This window comes from Sulfitobacter albidus (assembly GCF_018200035.1).
In the GTDB taxonomy this organism is placed as follows: domain Bacteria; phylum Pseudomonadota; class Alphaproteobacteria; order Rhodobacterales; family Rhodobacteraceae; genus Sulfitobacter; species Sulfitobacter albidus.
In genome coordinates this window covers 3,259,389-3,278,090 of record NZ_CP073581.1, presented here as the reverse complement: position 1 = coordinate 3,278,090, position 18,702 = coordinate 3,259,389, and the positions used below count along the sequence as shown (strand labels likewise).

The 18,702-nt window shown below is 64.3% G+C and carries 13 protein-coding genes and 5 pseudogenes; 10 read left to right on the top strand and 8 right to left on the bottom strand.

Features of this window, described 5'->3' with window-relative positions; translation table 11 throughout:
* Positions 1-3: 3 nt before the first annotated feature.
* The 5 genes and pseudogenes from KDD17_RS16020 to KDD17_RS16000 all read right to left on the bottom strand — a co-directional run bounded on the left by KDD17_RS16020 (position 4) and on the right by KDD17_RS16000 (position 5,707).
* Positions 4-705 carry an ABC transporter ATP-binding protein gene (locus tag KDD17_RS16020; RefSeq protein ID WP_212704571.1) on the bottom strand — a complete coding sequence of 234 codons (702 nt, stop codon included), beginning with the start codon at positions 703-705 and terminating at the stop codon, positions 4-6.
* The gene (locus tag KDD17_RS16015; protein WP_212704570.1) at positions 698-1,474 is read right to left on the bottom strand and encodes an ABC transporter ATP-binding protein; all 777 of its coding nucleotides are present in this window, start codon (positions 1,472-1,474) and stop codon (positions 698-700) included. The genes KDD17_RS16020 and KDD17_RS16015 overlap by 8 nt, the downstream gene beginning before the upstream one ends.
* A pseudogene (locus tag KDD17_RS16010) lies at positions 1,471-3,329 on the bottom strand (ABC transporter permease). Before KDD17_RS16010 ends, KDD17_RS16015 begins: the two are co-directional and overlap by 4 nt.
* Positions 3,330-3,403: 74 nt before the next feature.
* Positions 3,404-4,609: an ABC transporter substrate-binding protein gene (locus KDD17_RS16005; RefSeq protein WP_212704569.1), complete on the bottom strand. Its 1,206-nt coding sequence runs from the start codon at positions 4,607-4,609 to the stop codon at positions 3,404-3,406.
* Positions 4,610-4,640: 31 nt separating this feature from the next.
* Positions 4,641-5,707 (bottom strand): annotated as a pseudogene (locus tag KDD17_RS16000) (aromatic ring-hydroxylating dioxygenase subunit alpha).
* Between the two features lie 201 nt (positions 5,708-5,908).
* On the opposite strand from KDD17_RS16000, the pseudogene KDD17_RS19330 reads away from it, so the two are divergent.
* From KDD17_RS19330 to KDD17_RS15975, 6 genes and pseudogenes are all read left to right on the top strand, one after another.
* Positions 5,909-6,951 (top strand): annotated as a pseudogene (locus tag KDD17_RS19330) (dihydroxy-acid dehydratase domain-containing protein); the annotation flags it as partial.
* Complete coding sequence (locus KDD17_RS19325; protein WP_489146337.1) at positions 6,940-7,674, top strand: IlvD/Edd family dehydratase; 735 nt, start codon at positions 6,940-6,942, stop codon at positions 7,672-7,674. The pseudogene KDD17_RS19330 and the gene KDD17_RS19325, both read left to right, overlap by 12 nt.
* Positions 7,655-8,047 carry a hypothetical protein gene (locus KDD17_RS15990; protein WP_212704568.1) on the top strand — a complete coding sequence of 131 codons (393 nt, stop codon included), beginning with the start codon at positions 7,655-7,657 and terminating at the stop codon, positions 8,045-8,047. The genes KDD17_RS19325 and KDD17_RS15990 overlap by 20 nt, the downstream gene beginning before the upstream one ends.
* Positions 8,044-8,241: a hypothetical protein gene (locus KDD17_RS15985; RefSeq protein WP_212704567.1), complete on the top strand. Its 198-nt coding sequence runs from the start codon at positions 8,044-8,046 to the stop codon at positions 8,239-8,241. The genes KDD17_RS15990 and KDD17_RS15985 overlap by 4 nt, the downstream gene beginning before the upstream one ends.
* Before the next feature lie 118 nt (positions 8,242-8,359).
* Positions 8,360-9,133 carry a DUF6478 family protein gene (locus KDD17_RS15980; protein ID WP_212704566.1) on the top strand — a complete coding sequence of 258 codons (774 nt, stop codon included), beginning with the start codon at positions 8,360-8,362 and terminating at the stop codon, positions 9,131-9,133.
* A gap of 11 nt (positions 9,134-9,144) precedes the next feature.
* Positions 9,145-9,516, top strand: coding sequence for a hypothetical protein (locus KDD17_RS15975; protein ID WP_212704565.1), 372 nt, complete (start codon positions 9,145-9,147; stop codon positions 9,514-9,516).
* A 937-nt stretch (positions 9,517-10,453) separates the two neighbouring features.
* Here KDD17_RS15975 and KDD17_RS15970 read toward each other — a convergent pair.
* The 3 genes and pseudogenes from KDD17_RS15970 to gpmI all read right to left on the bottom strand — a co-directional run bounded on the left by KDD17_RS15970 (position 10,454) and on the right by gpmI (position 14,452).
* Positions 10,454-11,799: pseudogene (locus tag KDD17_RS15970) on the bottom strand (S41 family peptidase).
* Complete coding sequence (locus KDD17_RS15965) at positions 11,800-12,936, bottom strand: murein hydrolase activator EnvC family protein (RefSeq protein ID WP_431358161.1); 1,137 nt, start codon at positions 12,934-12,936, stop codon at positions 11,800-11,802. It lies immediately after the preceding pseudogene.
* Positions 12,936-14,452: pseudogene (gpmI, locus tag KDD17_RS15960) on the bottom strand (2,3-bisphosphoglycerate-independent phosphoglycerate mutase). Before gpmI ends, KDD17_RS15965 begins: the two are co-directional and overlap by 1 nt.
* 575 nt (positions 14,453-15,027) lie before the next feature.
* Between gpmI and KDD17_RS15955 the strand changes: the two are divergent.
* The 4 genes from KDD17_RS15955 to polA are packed head-to-tail and all read left to right on the top strand — an operon-like array spanning position 15,028 to position 18,682.
* Positions 15,028-15,207, top strand: a complete 180-nt coding sequence (locus KDD17_RS15955; RefSeq protein ID WP_212704563.1) for a zinc-finger domain-containing protein — start codon at positions 15,028-15,030, stop codon at positions 15,205-15,207.
* Positions 15,168-15,488, top strand: coding sequence for a hypothetical protein (locus KDD17_RS15950; protein WP_212704562.1), 321 nt, complete (start codon positions 15,168-15,170; stop codon positions 15,486-15,488). The genes KDD17_RS15955 and KDD17_RS15950 overlap by 40 nt, the downstream gene beginning before the upstream one ends.
* A complete protein-coding gene (locus KDD17_RS15945) occupies positions 15,485-15,832 on the top strand; it encodes a DUF2459 domain-containing protein (RefSeq protein WP_212704561.1) in 348 nt (115 codons plus the stop codon). The genes KDD17_RS15950 and KDD17_RS15945 overlap by 4 nt, the downstream gene beginning before the upstream one ends.
* A gap of 60 nt (positions 15,833-15,892) precedes the next feature.
* Positions 15,893-18,682: a DNA polymerase I gene (polA, locus tag KDD17_RS15940; RefSeq protein WP_212704560.1), complete on the top strand. Its 2,790-nt coding sequence runs from the start codon at positions 15,893-15,895 to the stop codon at positions 18,680-18,682.
* Positions 18,683-18,702: the final 20 nt, after the last annotated feature.

Genomic DNA, 18,702 nt, shown 5'->3' with positions numbered 1-18,702 from the left:
ATATCAGGCCGCAAGATACGCATCGCGCACCTCCGGCTGGGCGTTCAATTCGGCAAGCGTGCCTTCAAACATCGCCTCGCCACTTTCGATAATCACGGCACGGTCGGCCACGGCCTGCGCAAAATGCAGGTTCTGCTCAGAGAGCAATACCGTCAGCCCCTCGGATTTCAGCTGTTTGATCACCCGCGCCATCTGCTCCACGATCACCGGAGCGACCCCCTCGCTCGGCTCATCGAGCAGCACGAACAGCGGGTTGCCCATCAGCGTGCGTGCAATCGTCAGCATTTGCTGCTCGCCCCCCGACAGGGCCTTGCCCCGGTTGCCGCGCCGCTCGGCGAGGTTGGGGAACAGATCAAACAGCATGTCCTGCGTCCATGTCACGGCGCCCTCGCGCGGGGGCTGCTGGCCCACGATCAGGTTTTCCATCACCGTCAGATCCGTGAACACGCGCCGGTCCTCGGGCACGTATCCCAGCCCCATCTTGGCCACCTTGTGCGAGGGAAGACCGATCAGCTGCTCCCCCTGAAAGGTGATGCTGCCCGAGGCCGGGCGCACCAGCTGCATGATGGATTTCATCGTGGTGGATTTGCCGGCCCCGTTGCGCCCCAGCAGCGCCACCACCTGCCCCCGCGCCACCGGAAACGCCAGATCGCGCAGCACATGCGCCTTGCCGTAAAGCGTGTTGATCCCGCTGACCTCAAGCATGGGCCGTCTCCCCCTCACCAAAGACGCTGCCGCCGCCCAGATAGACCTCCTGCACCATCGGGTTGGCGCGGATCTCCTCCGCGTTGCCCTCGGCAATCAGCTCCCCGCGGTTTAGCACCATGATCCGGTGCGAATGGGCAAAGACGACATCCATGTCATGCTCGGTGAACAGAACGCTCACGCCCCGGTCGCGCACGATATCCGCCGTCAGCTGCATCAGCGCGACGCGCTCTTTCGGGGCCATGCCTGCCGTCGGCTCGTCCATCAGCAACAGCGTCGGATCATGCGCCAGCGCAATCGCCAGCTCCATCCGTTTGAGATCGCCGTAGGCCAGCACCGCGCAGTGGCGGTCCGCCTGCGCGGCCATGCCCACCGTGTCCAGCAGCGCAATCGCCGCCGCGCGGTGTTGCTGATGCGCGTAGGGGCGGATGCGGTAGATCTCGCGGTGATGCGACATCAGCGCCATCTGCACGTTCTCCACCACCGTCATCGAGGAATAGGTCGCCGTGATCTGAAACGTGCGGCCGACCCCGCGCCGCCAGACCTCGCGCGGTTTCAGCCCCTTGATGCTCTGCCCTTCCAGCAGCACATCGCCAGAGGTGGGCGGCAACTGCCCCATCAGCATGTTGAAACACGTGCTCTTGCCCGCACCATTGGGGCCGATCAGCGCCAAAAGCTCGCCCTTTTTCAGCTGGAACGACACGTCATTGACCGCCACGATGGCGCCAAAATGGCGGGTCAGCCCGCGTGTTTCCAGAACGGCGCTCATGACTGATCTCCTGTTTTCAGCAGGCCGATGCGCTCGGCCCCCTTGCGCAGGGATCCCACGATCCCTTCCGGTGCGGCGATCACCACAAAGATGATCAGCAGACCCATTACCAGCCGCCAGTATTCAAAGCGCAACAACACCTCTTCGATCCCCTTGAAAAAGCCTGCGCCCACAACACCCCCTGCCAGCGTTTTCACCCCACCAAGAAAGACCACGATCAACGCGTCGAAACTGCGCGCGATCTCCAGCTCGTTGGGAAACACGCTGCCCTTCGAGAACACAAACAGCGCGCCCGCCAGCCCGCCCATCAACCCGGCAAAGCCAAAGGCGATCAGCTGCACGCGCCGGGTGTCGATGCCCGTCGCCTCCGCCTGCCGCTTGCTGTCGCGCGCCGCGCGCAGGGCGTAGCCGAACGGCGAATGCGCCACGTGCCGCAGCATTACGATGCCCGACACGGCAAAGATCAGCGTGAAATAGAAATAGACCGACGTATCCTTGAGCCATTCCGCAGGCCAGATGTTGACCAGCCCGTCGTCGCCCCCCGTCACGTCACCCCACTGGAACACAAGGCTCCAGATCAGCTGCGCAAAGGCGAGCGTGAGCATCGCAAAATACACCCCCGTCAGCCGCAGACAGACCCAGCCGATCGCCAGTGCGGCCAGACCGGCCCCCAGCGGCGCGAGCAGAAACGCCACCTCCATCGACGATCCCGCGTGCGTGACCAGCAGGGCCGCCACATAGGCGCCGCCGCCGTAATAGGCCGCGTGCCCGAAGCTCACCATCCCGCCAAGCCCCAGCAGGAAATGCAGCGAGGCCGCGAACAGGCAGAAGATCATCACGTCCGTCGCCAGCACCATCGAAAAGCTACTGCCATAAAGCGGCAGCAATGCCAGCAGCACCAGCCCCGCGATGACAACCGCGCGCACCCGGTTCGACGCAGGCTTGATCGGGCGCTCAGGCTCGCCCACCTGCCCGTGCTCCCCCGCGACTTCCTCCCGGCCGAACAGGCCGTAGGGCCGGATCATCAGCACCACGATCATCACGATGAACATCAGCACCAGCGTCGATTGCGGCAGGTAGGTCACGCCGAATACGTTGAGCACCGAAATGATGATCGCCGCCACATAGGCGCCCGGCAGCGATCCCATGCCGCCGATGACGACGACAACGAACACCGGCGTCAGAATGTTGAAATCCATCAGCAGATCGGCACCGCCCTTGGGCAGCTGCAACGCACCGCCCAGACCCGCCAGCGCCGAGCCCAGCGCAAACACGCCGGTAAACAGCCACGCCTGATTGACGCCCAGCGCGCCGACCATCTCGCGGTCCTGCGTGGCGGCACGCACCAGAATGCCCACCCGTGTCTGGGTGATCAGATACCACAGGGCGGCGGCGATGAACGGCGTGATGATCAACAGCACGATGTCGTATTTCGGGATCGGCTCACCCATGATGCGGAACACGCCGCGCAGCCCCGGCGCGCGCGGCCCCAGCAGATCCTCCGGCCCCAGATGATCAGCGCCAGATCCTGAATGACAAGGATCACGCCAAAGGTCGCGACCAGCTGGAACAGCTCGGGCGCGCGGTAGACCGGGCGCAGCACCAGCATCTCGATCAGCATCCCGATCAGGCCCACGGCCACCGCCGCCAGCAGGATCGACCCCCAGAACCCAAAATGCCCCGGCAGCACCTGCATCAGCGAATAGCCCACGTAGGCGCCCAGCATGTAGAGGCTCCCGTGTGCAAAATTCACGATCCGCGTGACGCCAAAAATCAGCGACAGGCCACAGGCGACCAGAAACAACGACGAGGCGTTTGCCAGTCCCGTCAGGATTTGGGCAACGAAAAATTCCATCAGGAATGTCCTAATTCAGGGGGTGTGCACTGAGAAGAAACCGGCGGCGGAGCGATCCCCGCCGCCGCGACAAATCACTCCGACGGGCGGAGCTTTTTGACTTCTTCGTCCGACGGCAGATAGTTCGCGCCGTCCTTGTACTCCCAATCGACCATGATGCCGCCGCCATCGCGCAGCGCGGTCGTGCCGACGTAGGCGCCGGCAGTCGATTGGTTGTCGATCTCGCGGAAGGTGATCTCACCCATCGGTGTGCTCACATCCAGCCCCTCAAAGGCCGCGCGGATCGCTTCGCTTTCGGTCGATCCGGCACGCTCCAGCGCCGCGACGATGGATTGCACCGTCATGTAGCCGACCAGCGAGCCGACGCGCGGATAGTCGTTATAGGCCGCCTGATACGCCTTCACGAACGCGCCCTCGGGACCATCCGTCAGATCGTACCAGGGATAGCCCGTCACGATCCAGCCTTCGGGCGCTTCATCGCCCAGCGGGTCCAGATACTCCGGCTCGCCCGACAAAAGGCCAAAGATCTGGCGCCCGTCGAAAAGCCCCCGATCACCGCCCTCGCGCACGAATTTCGCGAGATCAGGCCCGAACGTCACGTTGTAGATCGCGTCGGGCTTGGCCCGCTCCAGCGCCTGCACCTCCGCGCCTGCGTCGATCTTGAACACGCCCGGCCACTGCTCGGCCACGAATTCCACCTCGGGCTTGAGGCGCGTCAGGTTCTCCTTGAACGCCGCGACCGCATCCTTGCCGTAGGCATAGTTCGGGGCAATCGTGGCGTAGGTCACGGCGTCGGTCTTGGCCGCCGCCTCCGCCAGCATCGCGGCCTGCATGTAAGTCGAGGCGCGCAGACGGAAGGTATAGGGATTGCCCGCTCCCCAGACGATGCTGTCCGCCAAAGGCTCCGACGCGAGGTAGACATAGCCCTTCTCGCCCGCGAAGCTTGAGATCGCGAGGCCCACGTTCGACAGGATCGTGCCCGTCAGCATTACGGCACCCTCACGCGTCATCAGCTCTTCGGCGATCTTGATCGCCTCGCCGGGCTCGCCCTGATCGTCGCGAAAGATGAACTCAAGCGGTTTGCCCAGCACACCGCCTGCCTCATTGACCTCTTCGATGGCCAGCTCGATGCCCAGCTTGTAGGGGCCGGCAAAGGCCGCGAGGCGTTTGTAATGGTTGATTTCGCCAATCTTGATCGTGTCTTCGGCGGCGGCCGTCAGCGGCAGCGCGGCAAAGGCCGTGGCGGCGATCAACCCTTTCAGGAATGTCTTGCGTTTCATGGGATCTCTCTCTGTTGGCTGGTCATTGTTATCAATCGTGCTGGACGAATACCGGCGAGACCGGCTCCCCCAGATCTTCGATGGCTTCCGCTTCGACCAATTCGCGGATGCGCTTGCGGTAAACGGTGGGTCCCTTGTCGATGGCGATGCGGATGGGGCGGCGGGTCTGCGGGCGTTGTTCCTCTTCGTGTACCGCCTCCAGAATCGCCTTATCCTCGCCAAACGCAACCTCGAACATCGCGTCCATCTTGCCCGAGGCCGCGTCATCCCCTGCGCGGTATTACGCAGGTGCATCCAGTGATCGACGGTCTGGTTTTCGTTCACCGGCGTGACGAAGTGGATGGCAAAGATGCGCACGCCGCGGTCGCGTTCGTCCTCGGGACACGCGAGCGCCGTGTCCACCGACCCGAAATCAATCACCGCCGTCGAGGGCAGATGCAGGTCATAGTAGTGCCAGCGGTCCACATTGCCGTCGAACCCGCCGAACTGCTGGAAAAACCCGATGGGCGGCGCATCCCTTATCCAGCGCCACGCGCGGATCACCTTGCCGGAGGTCGACACATGCACCGGCACATCCTCTGACGCTGCATTGCCCAGCGTGGTGGGATGCACAAAGCTGACGTGCGCCGGGTCCACAAGGTTCTCGGCGACGTTCAGATAATGCGCCGTGATCTCCAGATGCCCGCCGTGATGCGCGTGCCAATCGGGGTCCGAGAACTCCGGAAGATCGAATATCGCGCTCTCGTCCGCCAGCGCCGCGTCACCCATCCAGATCCAGACGATCCCGTGCCGCTCCACCACAGGGAACGCCCGCACATAGGCGCTGCGCGGGGTGTTGTCCTGGCCGGGGACGCGCACGCAGGTGCCTTCCCCGTTAAACGTCATCCCGTGATAGCCGCATTGGATCGTGTCCCCGATACGCTTGCCCCTGGACAGCGGCAGCAACCGGTGCGGGCAGCGATCCTCCAGCGCCTTCACCGCGCCTGTGCTGTCGCGGAACATCACCAGCCGCTGCGCGGTGATCTCCAGCGCGCTCAACGCCTCGCCAAAATCACGCGACCATCCGGCGACATACCACGCGTTACGAACGAAACTCAAAGCGGCCTCCTGCGTCAATTCGCCTTTATTGAGCGCCGACCGACCCCGGCCTGTCAAATGAAAATTCATTAGTACACCAATAATTTTTCCATCGCACCGCCTTGTGCACAACGGGCAAGCACGCCGCAGGCGCCCCATCAGCCTTGCCAGCGCGCGCCCGCTCGCCTATCGAGAAACCAAGCAAGATCAGGGAGCAAACCGATGTCCAGCAACCAGCGTTTCGACAAATCCAAACTGCCCAGCCGTCACGTGACCGAAGGCCCCGCGCGCGCGCCGCACCGGTCGTATTACTACGCGATGGGCATGACCGAGGAAGAGATCCACCAACCCCTCGTCGGCGTCGCAACCTGCTGGAACGAAGCCGCGCCGTGCAACATCGCGCTCTCGCGTCAGGCGCAGGCCGTCAAGGTCGGCGTCAAGGAAGAGCAGGGCACACCGCGCGAATTCACCACCATCACCGTGACCGACGGCATCGCCATGGGCCACGAGGGCATGCGGTCTTCGCTCGCCTCGCGCGAGGCCATCGCCGACACGGTCGAGCTGACCATGCGCGGTCACTGCTACGACGCCATCGTCGGTCTGGCCGGCTGCGACAAATCCCTGCCCGGCATGATGATGGCGATGCTGCGGCTCAACGTGCCGTCGGTATTCCTTTACGGCGGCTCGATCCTGCCGGGCAAGGCGCCCAAGGGCGCGGACATCCCGCAAAGCTTTGCCGAGCGTGATCTGACCGTTCAGGACATGTTCGAGGCCGTCGGCAACTACCAATCCGGCACCATGACCGAGGCCGAGCTTGAGATTCTCGAACGCATCGCCTGCCCGTCGGCGGGGGCCTGCGGCGGCCAGTTCACCGCCAACACCATGGCCTGCGTGTCAGAGGCGATCGGCCTCGCACTGCCCAACTCCTCGGGCATGCCCGCCCCTACAAGGACCGCGACGCATACGGCCGCGCGTCGGGCGCCGCCGTCATGCACCTGATCGAGAAAAACATCCGCGCCCGCGACATCTGCACCCGCGAAGCGTTCGAGAACGCCGCGCGCATCGTCGCCTGCACCGGCGGCTCGACCAACGCGGGCCTGCACCTGCCCGCCATGGCCCACGAATGTGGCATCGACTTCTTCCTCGATGACGTCTGCGAGATCTTCCGCGACACGCCGCATTTCGTCGATATGAAGCCCGGCGGCGCCTATGTGGCCAAAGATCTCTACGAGGCGGGTGGCGTGCCTGTCGTGATGAACGAGCTGCGCAAGGCGGGCCTCATCCACCTCGACTGCATGACCGCCACGGGCGAGAGCATGGGCGAGGTGCTTGATAAGGTCACCCGCGAGGCGGACGGCAAGGTGATCCACGCGATCTCCAACCCGATCTCCACCACCGGCGGCGTCGTGGGCCTCAAGGGTAACCTCGCCCCCGAAGGCGCCATCGTGAAAATCGCCGGCATGGCCGAGGAGGACATCCTGTTTACCGGCCCCGCGCTGGTGTTCGAATGCGAACAGGACGCCTTCGAAGCCGTGCAAAACCGCACCTACTCCGAAGGCGACGTCTTCGTGATCCGCAACGAAGGGCCGCGCGGCGGTCCGGGTATGCGCGAAATGCTGGCGACGACGGCGGCGCTATCGGGGCAGGGCATGGGCAAAAAGGTCGCCCTCATCACCGATGGCCGCTTCTCGGGCGCCACGCGCGGCTTTTGTGTGGGCCACGTCGGGCCGGAGGCCGCGATGGGTGGCCCCATCGGCCTGCTGCAAAACGGCGACATGATCACCATCGACGCCATGAAGGGCACGATTTCCGTGGACCTGACCGACGACGAGCTGGCGACACGCAAAAAAGCATGGGAAGGCCCGCGCGAGACGATCTATGCCTCCGGCGCGCTGTGGAAATACGCCCAGCTTGTCGGGCCCACGTACCTCGGCGCGGTCACGCACCCCGGCGGCAAGATGGAAAAGCATGACTACATGGATCTCTAGGGTCGCAGCCCTCGTGCTCTGCGGCGCGCTGGCGGGGTGCGATGCCCTGCCGGACGCCTCGGGCGTTCTGTCGGGCATCGCGGGCGATCAGGCGCCACCCCTCACGCAGGCAAAGATGATGCGCGGGGCGGTCACGCTGGTGCCGCCCACCGGGTTCTGCATCGATCCCAAAACCCTCAACGAAAGCTTTGCGCTGATGGCGCGTTGCGACACGCTCGGCGCCACCACGGGCAGCCGCGGCGCGCCGCTGGGCCTGATGAGCGTCAGCTTCACCCGCACCGGTGCTGACGCCCCCCTGCCCACGCCGCAGGACATCGCCAGCGCCACGGGCACCAGCGCCCCGAACGGGTGCGCAACCGCGGCGATCACGTGATATTCGCCACCACCGGGGATCCGCCCCTGCCCGCGATGGACGATCTGCACTGGCGCGCCACCGCGCGGGTGGGCGCGTTCACCATGGGCGCCAGCCTCTTTGGCCCGAAAGACAAACGCGCCGTCTCCATCGAAGGGGCGGGCCTGCTCGAAGAGATGATCCGCCGCTCCATCGACACCACGCTGGCGGGGTAGCGTACACGGGCGCTTGCGCGACCGGGGGCAAAAATGGCACTCTGCGCCAAACGCACACCCGTTCAGGCGAACGCAAGGAATGTGCGGCACAAAGGTGCGTGCAGTTGGGATACGACAGATGGCAAAGATCGGCGAAAATTTCCTCGATGCGGCGTTCTACAGCCGGGCAATCGCCAAATGGGCGCGCAACGCCCGCATGGCGCGCAAGGCCGATCTGGCCGGGCTGCGGCGCCAGCGCCTCAAGGCCCGCCAGCTCAAGGCGCACCTGGATGAGCTGATCCACGTCGCCGACGAACGGCTCGCCCTGCCACTCATCGGCTCCACCAGCTTTCCCAAACCGCATAACGCCGATTGGGCATGGCGGCCCGAGTTGTGGCGCGGCCCGCTGCCGCAACCCGGCCTCAGCTCCGTGCAGACCCGCGCAATGCTCGGCAACGAGGTGACGCTGTTCCACGATTGCACCATCTCCGAGCTGACCCTGCGCCAGCTGCGCAACCTGCGCGAGGAAGACCTCGCCCCCTACGGTCTGCGCATGGATGTCTTCCGCTTTGACGGGTCGTTCCTGTCGCTGGTCGTCGACCTGCCCGAAGAGGGCTACACGGGCCTCAAACGCACCCACCTTCTACGCATGGACATGATCGTCGAGCTGGAAAAACCGATCGAAATCTTCGCCCGCCTCAACATCAAGAACGGCCCCAACACCGAACAGATCGTACGCGAGATCGACTTTACCGAGGATCAGATCGTCGTCGAATTCGACCTCGCCTATTCCAAGATGAACGAACGCCGGGTCGAAGGCGCATGGATCGACCTGATCTTTGAAGGCCCGGAGATGAACCAGGTCGTGCTGCGCGATCTAACCTTCTCGCGCCGCCCGCGCGCGCAGATCTGACGAGGGATGCGATGACCAACCTGACCCTGACCAAAACCAAATTCCAGCAGGGCGTCTGGGAGGGGCTGCTGAGCGGCTCCGGCGGCGCGCTGCCCAAGGTCGACGTGACCCATCAAGGCACATCCGTCGCAGACGTCACCGTCGAAGTGATCCCCGACCGCACCGGCTTTGCCCTGCGCGTGCCGATCCCGCCCGAGGCGATTGCCGACGGGATGCAAACCCTGCTGATTGCCGACGCCGATACCGACGAACAGATCGGCACCATCACCCTGATGGCCGGCGAAGCGCTCGCCGACGACATGCGCGTCGAGGTGGACCTCTTGCGCGCCGAGCTGGACATGCTCAAACGCGCCTTCCGCCGCCACTGCCTGGAGACCGGGTGAGCGAAGGTAGCGTCCGCGTGGCCCTCCGACACGGTGAATGACCGGTTCGAGCCCATTGTGGAGAATGCTGCACGCTACATGAATGACTACTTTTCTGAAAGACTTGGATTAAACGGTCTAGTAATCGACATGTTGAAATCTCAAGGTTTTCCGAAGACAAGGACTTCTGGTATTGGCACGACGGGTTCACAGTCCACCAATAGTAACTAAGCCGCTACTTGGCGAGCGTCCGAGTTGGTGGTCGAAATTCACTGGCATTAGATGCCCAAACTGTAGTCGCCCTCAGTCTCCAGGAAGAATGGGTGCTACTAATCCATACCGGGGTCACAATCGTATCGATTTCCACATGTGCGGCGGTTGTGGCTGTTTTCTCTATCTGACTGGCGCGCGACGTCTTAGGCGATTTTTCCTTTTACAGCTCCCAGTATTTTTTGGGATTGGAATGATGGGCTTTTCGGTTCTCCGGAATATTGAAGGTCTCAACATTTATCGTGAGGCGCGGGAAGCCTATGAACCAAACTTTTTGGGTTTCCTTCTTTTTTGCGTCGCAATCTACATCGCTCTAAACTTTACGGGTCGATTTGAAGTTGTTGGTATCGCTACATCTCCCGAAGTGGAGAAACTTCATGCCCAAGGCGATCAAGAGAGCTGATCTACCTGCACTTCGCGTCATTAATGAAGCTGCTGAAGCGCACAGGCATTCATTTGGTGATCTACCATGCAGTTATTTGCGCAAACGCAGCGAATTGTCGCTGCATCGCGCACAGCGGACCTAAACCAAGCCTGCCAAAACAATGGCCGCCTCACCTCCCTTTGATTGACGCGGATCAGTCAAATCGGCGGACAGCGCCACCGTCCCCACCCCCCGGATATCAGCCCCCCAAACGAAAAAGGGCCGCCCCACAGGACGGCCCCTTTCCGCAATCTCAGCGCAGGCTTACTCGTCGCGCGCATCCAGCGCCGACAGACCCTTGAGGATGTCGATGGCATAGGCCAGCTGGTAATCCTCCTCGCGCAGCTCGGCGGCTTTCTCGACCTTCTCGCGGTCGGCCTCGATCTGCTCGATCTGGTCCTCGGTCAGGCTGTCGTTGTCGAGGCTGCCGCGCAGATCCGCTTCCGAGCGGGAGAAGACCGCCGCCGCGCCTTCGGCTTCCTCATCCTCGGCCTCGGGGCGACGCGGCGGCTGGGCCACGATGATGTCGGGCGACACGCCCAGCGCCTGGATCGACCGGCCCGACGGGGTGTAATAGCGCGCCGTCGTCAGGCGCATCGCACCCTGGCTGCGCAGTGGCATCACCGTCTGCACCGATCCCTTGCCGAAACTCTTGGTCCCGATGACCACGGCCCGGCGGTGATCCTGCAACGCGCCTGCCACGATCTCGGACGCGGAGGCAGAGCCGCCGTTGATCAGCACCACGATGGGCTTGCCCTCGGCCAGATCACCGGCCTGCGCGTTATAGCGGTCGCCGTCGGCGGCCTCCCGGCCCCGCGTGCTGACGATCTCCCCTTCCTCAAGGAAGGCATCCGACACCCGGATCGCCTGCGTCAGCAGACCGCCGGGGTTGTTGCGCATGTCGATCACAAAGCCATTGACGTTCTCCATACCGCCCAGCTGCTCGACCCGCTCGGCCAGTTGCTCGGCCATCTTGGGATAGGTCTGCTCGTTGAAGGTGGTGAGGCGCAGCACGACCGTCTCGCCTTCGGTGCGCGAGCGCACGACCGTCAGCTCGATGGTGTCGCGGATGATCGACACGTCGAACGGCTCCTGCTCCCCCTCGCGCACGACCGTGATGACGATCTCCGATCCGACCGGGCCGCGCATCATCTCCACCGCCTCGTCCAGCACGAGGCCCAGCAGGCTCTCGCCGTTGACGTGGGTGATGAAATCGCCGGCCTCGATCCCGGCCTCATCGGCGGGGGTGCCGTCGATGGGCGAGACGACCTTGACGAAACCGTCCTCCTGCGTGACCTCGATGCCAAGGCCGCCAAATTCCCCGCGCGTCTGCTCACGCATCTTGGCGGCGTCCTTGGGCGACAGGTAGCTCGAATGTGGATCGAGCGATGTCAGCATCCCGTCAATCGCCGCCTCGATCAGCTCGCCGCTGTCGACCTCGGTGACATACTGCGCGCGGATCCGCTCGAAGATGTCGCCAAACAGATCCAGCTGCTCGTACACGTTTTCGGTCTTGGCCGCTTCCTGCGCCAGCAGGGGGCCGCGATCTGGGTCGTGGCGATCACGCCCGCGACAATGCCGCCCGCGGCAGCCATCATAAATTTCTTCATCTACTCACCATCCTTGTCAGTTCTGAACCACGCCTCTGGGTCCTGCGGAACATTATCCTGTCTTACTTCCATATAGAGCGTTTCCGAGCGCGCGGCGCCAGTGCCCTCACCATCTGTTGACAATTCCCCGCCGAGTGTCGCGGCAGGGCCGCCCATCAATCCAATCGGCGCACCGGCGGCGATCACCTCGCCCGCGCTGCCATACACCGTCTCAAGCCCCGCAAGCACAAACAGCGTATCCGCCCGCGGCTCAAGGATCATGACGTTGCCAAGATCCAATAGAGGGCCGGTGTAGCGGATCGTGGCCGCCGTGGGCGATGTGACAATCGCACGCGGGCGCGTCGCGATCAGCACGCCGGGCCGTGCCACCCCCGCCGCGTCCGGCTCGTTCATCGCGCGCAGCACCAGACCCTGCACCGGCAGGGGCAAGCTGCCGATCTCCGCCTCGATGGCCGTGGGGGCGCGCACGTTCAGGTCTTCTTCCGCCACGATCTGCGACAGGCCCGAGGCAAAGCCCGACAGCGTCTCGGTCGAGGCGATCAGGATCGCGGTCGACACCGGATCCTCGACAAAGCGGCGCGGCAGATCCGTGCGCTCCGCCATCGCCTGATTGAGCGCCGTGCGCGCGCCCTGCACCGCCGTCAGGCTCTCGCGCAGCCGCGCCGCCGCGTCCGTCTGCAACACGCGCAGCGTCTGCACATCCTCCAGATCACGCCGCAACCGGTCGGCCCGCGCGTTCAACGCCGGCGTCAGATCGGCCAGCAGCAGGCCCGCCCGCGCCGTGCCCGTGGGCCCGTCGGGGTGCAGCAATGCCGTGGGCGTGCGCGGTGTGCCGATGCTCTGCAGCGCGGCGATCAGCTGCGCCACTTCCGTCTCCCGCGCCGCCAACCGCTGCGTCAGCTGCGCCTCGCGAATCGCCGCCTCGCGCAGGCCGGTACGCATCGCGGCCAGCCCGTCCTCGAAGGCCTGAATGGTCTCGGTCAAAGCGCGGATGCGGTTGCGCGCGCTTTGCGCCTCATCCAGCTGCGCCAGCGCGCCCTCCAGCTGCGTCAATGCCGCGCGCGCCTGCGCTGCCGCACCGTCCTGCGCCGACGCAGGCCCGGCCAAAGCCGCACACAGGAGGGCCGCGCGCCACATCATGCGATCAGGCTCTCCCCGGTCATCTCGGGCGGTGTATCCAGCCCCATCAGCCTCAACACCGTGGGCGCCAGATCCGCCAGCCGCCCGTCGCGCAGGCTTGCCCCCTCGGGCCCCCGACCAGAATAACCGGCACGGGGTTCAGCGTATGCGCCGTGTGCGGACCGCCCGTCTCTGGGTCGATCATCATTTCGCAATTGCCGTGATCGGCGGTCACGATCATCGCACCGCCCACGCGCCTCAACGCCGCCAGCGCCTGAGCCAGACCCGCATCCACGGCCTCGCACGCCGCCATCGCGGCCGCCAGATCGCCGGTATGGCCGACCATATCGGGGTTCGCAAAATTCACGACAATCAGATCATAGCGCTGCTCGATCGCCTGCACGAGCTGCGCGGTCACATCGCCCGCCGACATCTCGGGTTGCAGATCATAGGTCGCCACCTTTGGCGACAGGGGCATGTGGCGGTCCTCTCCGGGCTCCGGAGTTTCCTGCCCACCGTTCAGAAAGAACGTCACATGCGGGTATTTCTCGGTCTCCGCCAGCCGGAACTGCCGCAACCCCTTGGCCGCGACCCACGCGCCCAGCGTGTTCGGGATCTCGGGTTTGGGATAAAGCGTGCGCATATAGGCGTCATGCGCGTCCGAGTAAGGCGCCATGCCCAGCACATCGGCCCAAGCCACCGGTGTCCCCCGGTCGAACGCATCAAAGTCCGGCGCCGCCAGCGCCGCCATGATCTCCCGCGCGCGGTCGGCGCGAAAATTGAGGCAGAAAAACCCGTCGCCGTCCCGCGCGCCCGCGTAGCCGTCGATCACCCGTGGTTCGATAAATTCATCGCCGGTGTCCGCTGCATGGGCGTCCGCCACCACAGTGGCCGCATCCGGGGCCGCCTCCGCGTCTCCGTGCAGGATCGCCCCCGCCGCGCGGGCCACCCGATCCCACCGCTGATCGCGATCCATCGCGAAATAGCGTCCGCAGACGGTGGCGATGCGCACCCCCTCGGGCAGCGCCTGCGCCAGCCGGTCGATATCCTCGCCCGCCGCGCGCGGCGCCACGTCGCGCCCGTCGGTCAGCGCGTGGATCACCACCGGCACGCCTGCGGCAGCAATCACCCGCGCCGCTTCGATCATATGGCTGATATGCCCGTGCACGCCCCCGTCCGATGCCAGCCCCATCAGATGCGCCGTCCCGCCGGAGGACTTCAGCGCATCGATGAACGCGCGCAACGGCGCCTCCTGCGCAAAGCGTCCCTCCTCGATCGCCAGATCGATCTGTCCCAGATCCATGGCCACCACCCGGCCCGCGCCGATATTCGTGTGGCCCACTTCCGAATTGCCCATCTGCCCGCGCGGCAACCCCACATCGGGGCCGAACGTCGTGAGCGTGGCATTGGGGCAGTCAGCCATCAGCCGGTCCATCGTCGGGGTGCTGGCCAGTGCAGGCGCATTGCCCGCATCGGTCGCACCAATACCCCAGCCATCAAGGATACACAGGACAACGGGTTTCGGGGCAGACATGCGGGCATCCATTCGACAACGGCAAGGTTCGCGAGTGTTGTACCGACCGCAGGGAGTGACGGAAACCCGTTAAAGCTATACAGAAATGTGAGGGGAGGAATGGGCCCCCGGAGGTGTCAGCGAACTGACCGAAGCATCCTGTCCGGCGATCCGTAAAACCACGGCGTAATATGCCGCTGTCCTTGGCCCGGCGCAGGCGCCCGACCGGTCGGATCCCCTTCGAAAACACCTCTCCCCCGGGGTTATAAGGAAGCGGAAAACTGAAAGACTTGAGTGTTACCGTATCGAAGTATGCCCTCAGCATGGCCGACCCGGGAGGCCGTGATCAACCTCTTCTTGACCCTGGGGCAACCGATTACGGCAAAAAATGGACCGTTCAATCAAATTTTCCGTAGCCGTATCCCAAATGGGGTATGCCCCGCGCCACAGGCGGGGGCACTGAACGGCCCCGACAGGCGCTATTCACCCGCGAATCCCCCCCCAAACGAATCGCCTTCCCGCCCCTTGCTGGCAAACGCCGCATTCGCCATAAGGAAGGCCACAGCATACCGCGCTCCGTACACGAGGTTCCGCCAATGACAGCCCAAACGCCCGAAACCCGCATCGTTGACAGCTATCGCATCGCCTGCGACGGCGGCGAAGGCGCGTTGGGCCATCCGCGCGTCTGGTATCAGATCCCGGCGGACAAGGGCTGGGTCGAATGTGGCTATTGCGATTGCAAGTTCATCCACCGCGATTTCGAGGGCAAAGTCTGAGGGCGGCACTTCTCGCCGTTCTGGCCCTGCCCGCGATTTACCTGATCGCGGCGGTTCTGGGCGGCGCGGTTGCGTCGCTGCCCGCCTCCAACTCGAACACCCGCCCGCACGCGATTTATCTGGCCAAAGGGCCGATCCACTATGATTTTGTCCTGCCGCTGGATGCGCGGGTACGCGCAGCGTTTGGGAATCTTGTACCTCAGAACGCCGCCGCGCGGCATCTGATCGTGGGCTATGGCGGGCGGCATTCTACACCACCGTCGGCGACTATACCGACGTGACGGTCGGCACCGTGGTGCGTAGCGTGGTCGGAGACAGCGCCGTGCTGCGCATCGACATCGCGGGCGCGCTACCAGACAACCACAGCCTGCGCAGCCTGCTGCTCAGCGATGCGCAATACGCGGCCCTTCTGGCCGGGATCACCGCCGAACTGACTGCACGCGACCCGGTGCTGCGTGCGGGGTTCACGCCCACCGATGCGTTCTATCCCGCCCACGGCCGCTTTCATCTGCTGCGCACCTGCAACGTCTGGCTGGGGGAAAAGCTGCGCGCCGCCGGCGTGCGCTTTGGCCTCTGGACGCCGCTGCCGCTCTCGGTTTCCGTGTCGCACGGGCTCTACCACTGACCCCCTAGCAGCCCCGCCGCCCCCGTGGCAAAAGGGACGCCACACATGGAGGAGCGCACAATGGCATTCGGCAAGGGACACCACCTGCATCTGATCGACGGATCGGCGTTCATCTTCCGCGCCTACCACGCGCTGCCCCCGCTCACGCGCAAATCCGACGGTCTGCCCATCGGCGCGGTGTCGGGCTTTTGCAACATGCTGCAACGCTACGTCGAAGGGAACGCGGGCGGCGACGTCACCCATATCGCCGTGATCTTTGACAAGGGCAGCCATACCTTCCGCAACGACATGTACGACCAGTACAAGGCTAACCGCGAGGCCATGCCCGAAGACCTGCGCCCGCAGATCCCCCTGACGCGCGAGGCCACCCACGCCTTCAACATCGCCTGCGAAGAGATGGAGGGATACGAGGCCGACGACATCATCGCCACCCTCGCCGTGCAGGCCCGCAACGCCGGCGGGCGCTGTACCATCATCAGCTCGGACAAGGATCTGATGCAACTGGTCGGCGGCGGCGTGGAAATGTTCGACGCGATGAAGAACAACACAATCGACGTCGAAGGTGTGGAGGCGAAATTCGGCGTCGGCCCCGACCGCGTGGTCGACGTGCAGGCGCTCGCGGGCGATTCGGTCGACAACGTGCCGGGTGCGCCCGGCATCGGCATCAAAACCGCCGCCCTGCTTATCAATGAATACGGCGATCTCGAAACCCTGCTCGACCGCGCCGAAGAGATCAAACAGCCCAAGCGCCGCCAGACCCTCATCGACAACCGCGCCCAGATCGAGCTGTCCAAGCGCCTCGTGCAGCTGGATGAGAACACGCCGCTGACCTTCACCCTCGACGATCTGGAAATCCGCGACCCCGATCCGCAGAAACTCCTCGATTTCCTGACGCGGATGGAGTTCCGCACCCTCACCAAACGCATCGCCGACGCGCTCAAGGTCGAAGCACCCACAATCCCCGATCCCGCCCCCGCCGAGGACGCGCCACAGATCGAGGCGCCCGATTTCGACAAATCCACCTACACGCAAGTCGGCACCGCCGAAGAGCTGCAAACATGGATCGATAAAATCTACGCCCGCGGCTACGTCGCCGTAGATACCGAAACCACCGGCCTGAATGAAATGACCGCCGATCTCGTCGGCATCTCGCTCTGTGTCGAGGCCGGGGAGGCGTGCTATATCCCGCTTATCCACAAGGCCAATCGCGGCGACGATCTTTTTGGCTCCGACGATCTGGCCGAGGGACAGATGCCACTCGACGACGCGCTGAAAATGCTCACGCCCGTGCTGGAGGATCCCGGCATCCTCAAGATCGGGCAGAACATGAAATACGACGCCAAGATCTTTGCCCAGATCGGCATCACGCTGGCCCCCTTCGACGACACGATGCTGATGTCCTACGCCATGCACGCGGGCCTGCACGGTCATGGCATGGACACGCTGAGTGAACGCTACCTCAACCACACCCCGCTGCCGATCAAGCCGCTGCTGGGGTCCGGCAAATCCGCGATCACCTTCGACAAGGTGCCGCTTGCCGATGCCGTCCCCTACGCCGCCGAGGATGCCGACATCACCCTGCGCCTGTGGCAGCTGTTCAAACCGCAGCTGCACCGCGCGCAAACCACCCGCGTCTACGAAACACTCGAACGCCCGCTCGTCCCCGTTCTGGCACAGATGGAGCGTCACGGCGTCAAGGTCGACCGCGACACCCTCAGCCGCATGTCCAACGCCTTTGCCCAGAAAATGGGCGCGCTCGAGGCCGAGATCCACGAACTCGCCGGGCGCAGCTTCAACGTCGGCTCGCCCAAGCAACTGGGCGAAATCCTGTTCGACGAAATGGGCCTTGAGGGCGGCAAGAAGGGCAAGACGGGCGCCTACGCCACCGGCGCCGACGTGCTCGAAGACCTCGCCACCGAACATGACCTGCCCGCCCGCGTGCTCGACTGGCGGCAACTGTCAAAGCTTAAATCCACCTACACCGACGCGCTGCAGGACCACATCAACCCCGACACGGGCCGCGTGCATACGTCCTATTCCATCACCGGCGCTTCCACCGGGCGCCTCGCCTCCACCGATCCCAACCTGCAAAACATCCCCATCCGCACCGAAGAAGGCCGCCGCATCCGCGAGGCGTTCGTCGCCGAAGAGGGCAAGACGCTGGTCGCCCTCGACTATTCCCAGATCGAATTGCGCCTGCTGGCCCACATCGCCGACATCCCCGAGCTGAAACAGGCCTTTGCCGACGGGCACGACATCCACGCCATGACCGCGTCCGAGATGTTCAATGTCCCGATGGACGAAATGACGTCAGACGTGCGCCGTCAGGCCAAGGCGATCAATTTCGGCGTCATCTACGGCATCTCGGGCTTTGGCCTTGCGCGCAATCTGCGCATCCCGCGGGCCGAGGCGCAGGGATTCATCGACCGCTATTTCGAACGCTTCCCCGGCATCCGCAAATACATGGACGACACCAAATCCTTCGCCAGGGAACACGGGTTCGTGCAAACCCTCTTTGGCCGCAAAATCCACACGCCCGAAATCGCCTCCAAGGGTCCGCGCGCAGGCTTCGCCGCCCGCGCCGCGATCAACGCGCCCATTCAGGGCACCGCCGCCGACGTCATCCGCCGCGCGATGATCCGCATGCCCGACGCCATCGCGGGACAGCCGGCCAAGATGCTGCTGCAAGTACACGACGAATTGCTGTTCGAGGTCGATCAAGGCGCCGAAGACACGCTGATCGACACTGCCCGCAAAGTGATGGAAGCCGCGTCCGACCCGGTCGTCAAACTCGACGTGTCCCTCTCGGTCGACGCGGGCACCGGCAGCAACTGGGCCGAGGCGCATTAGCCACAGCAGCAAAATCTTTG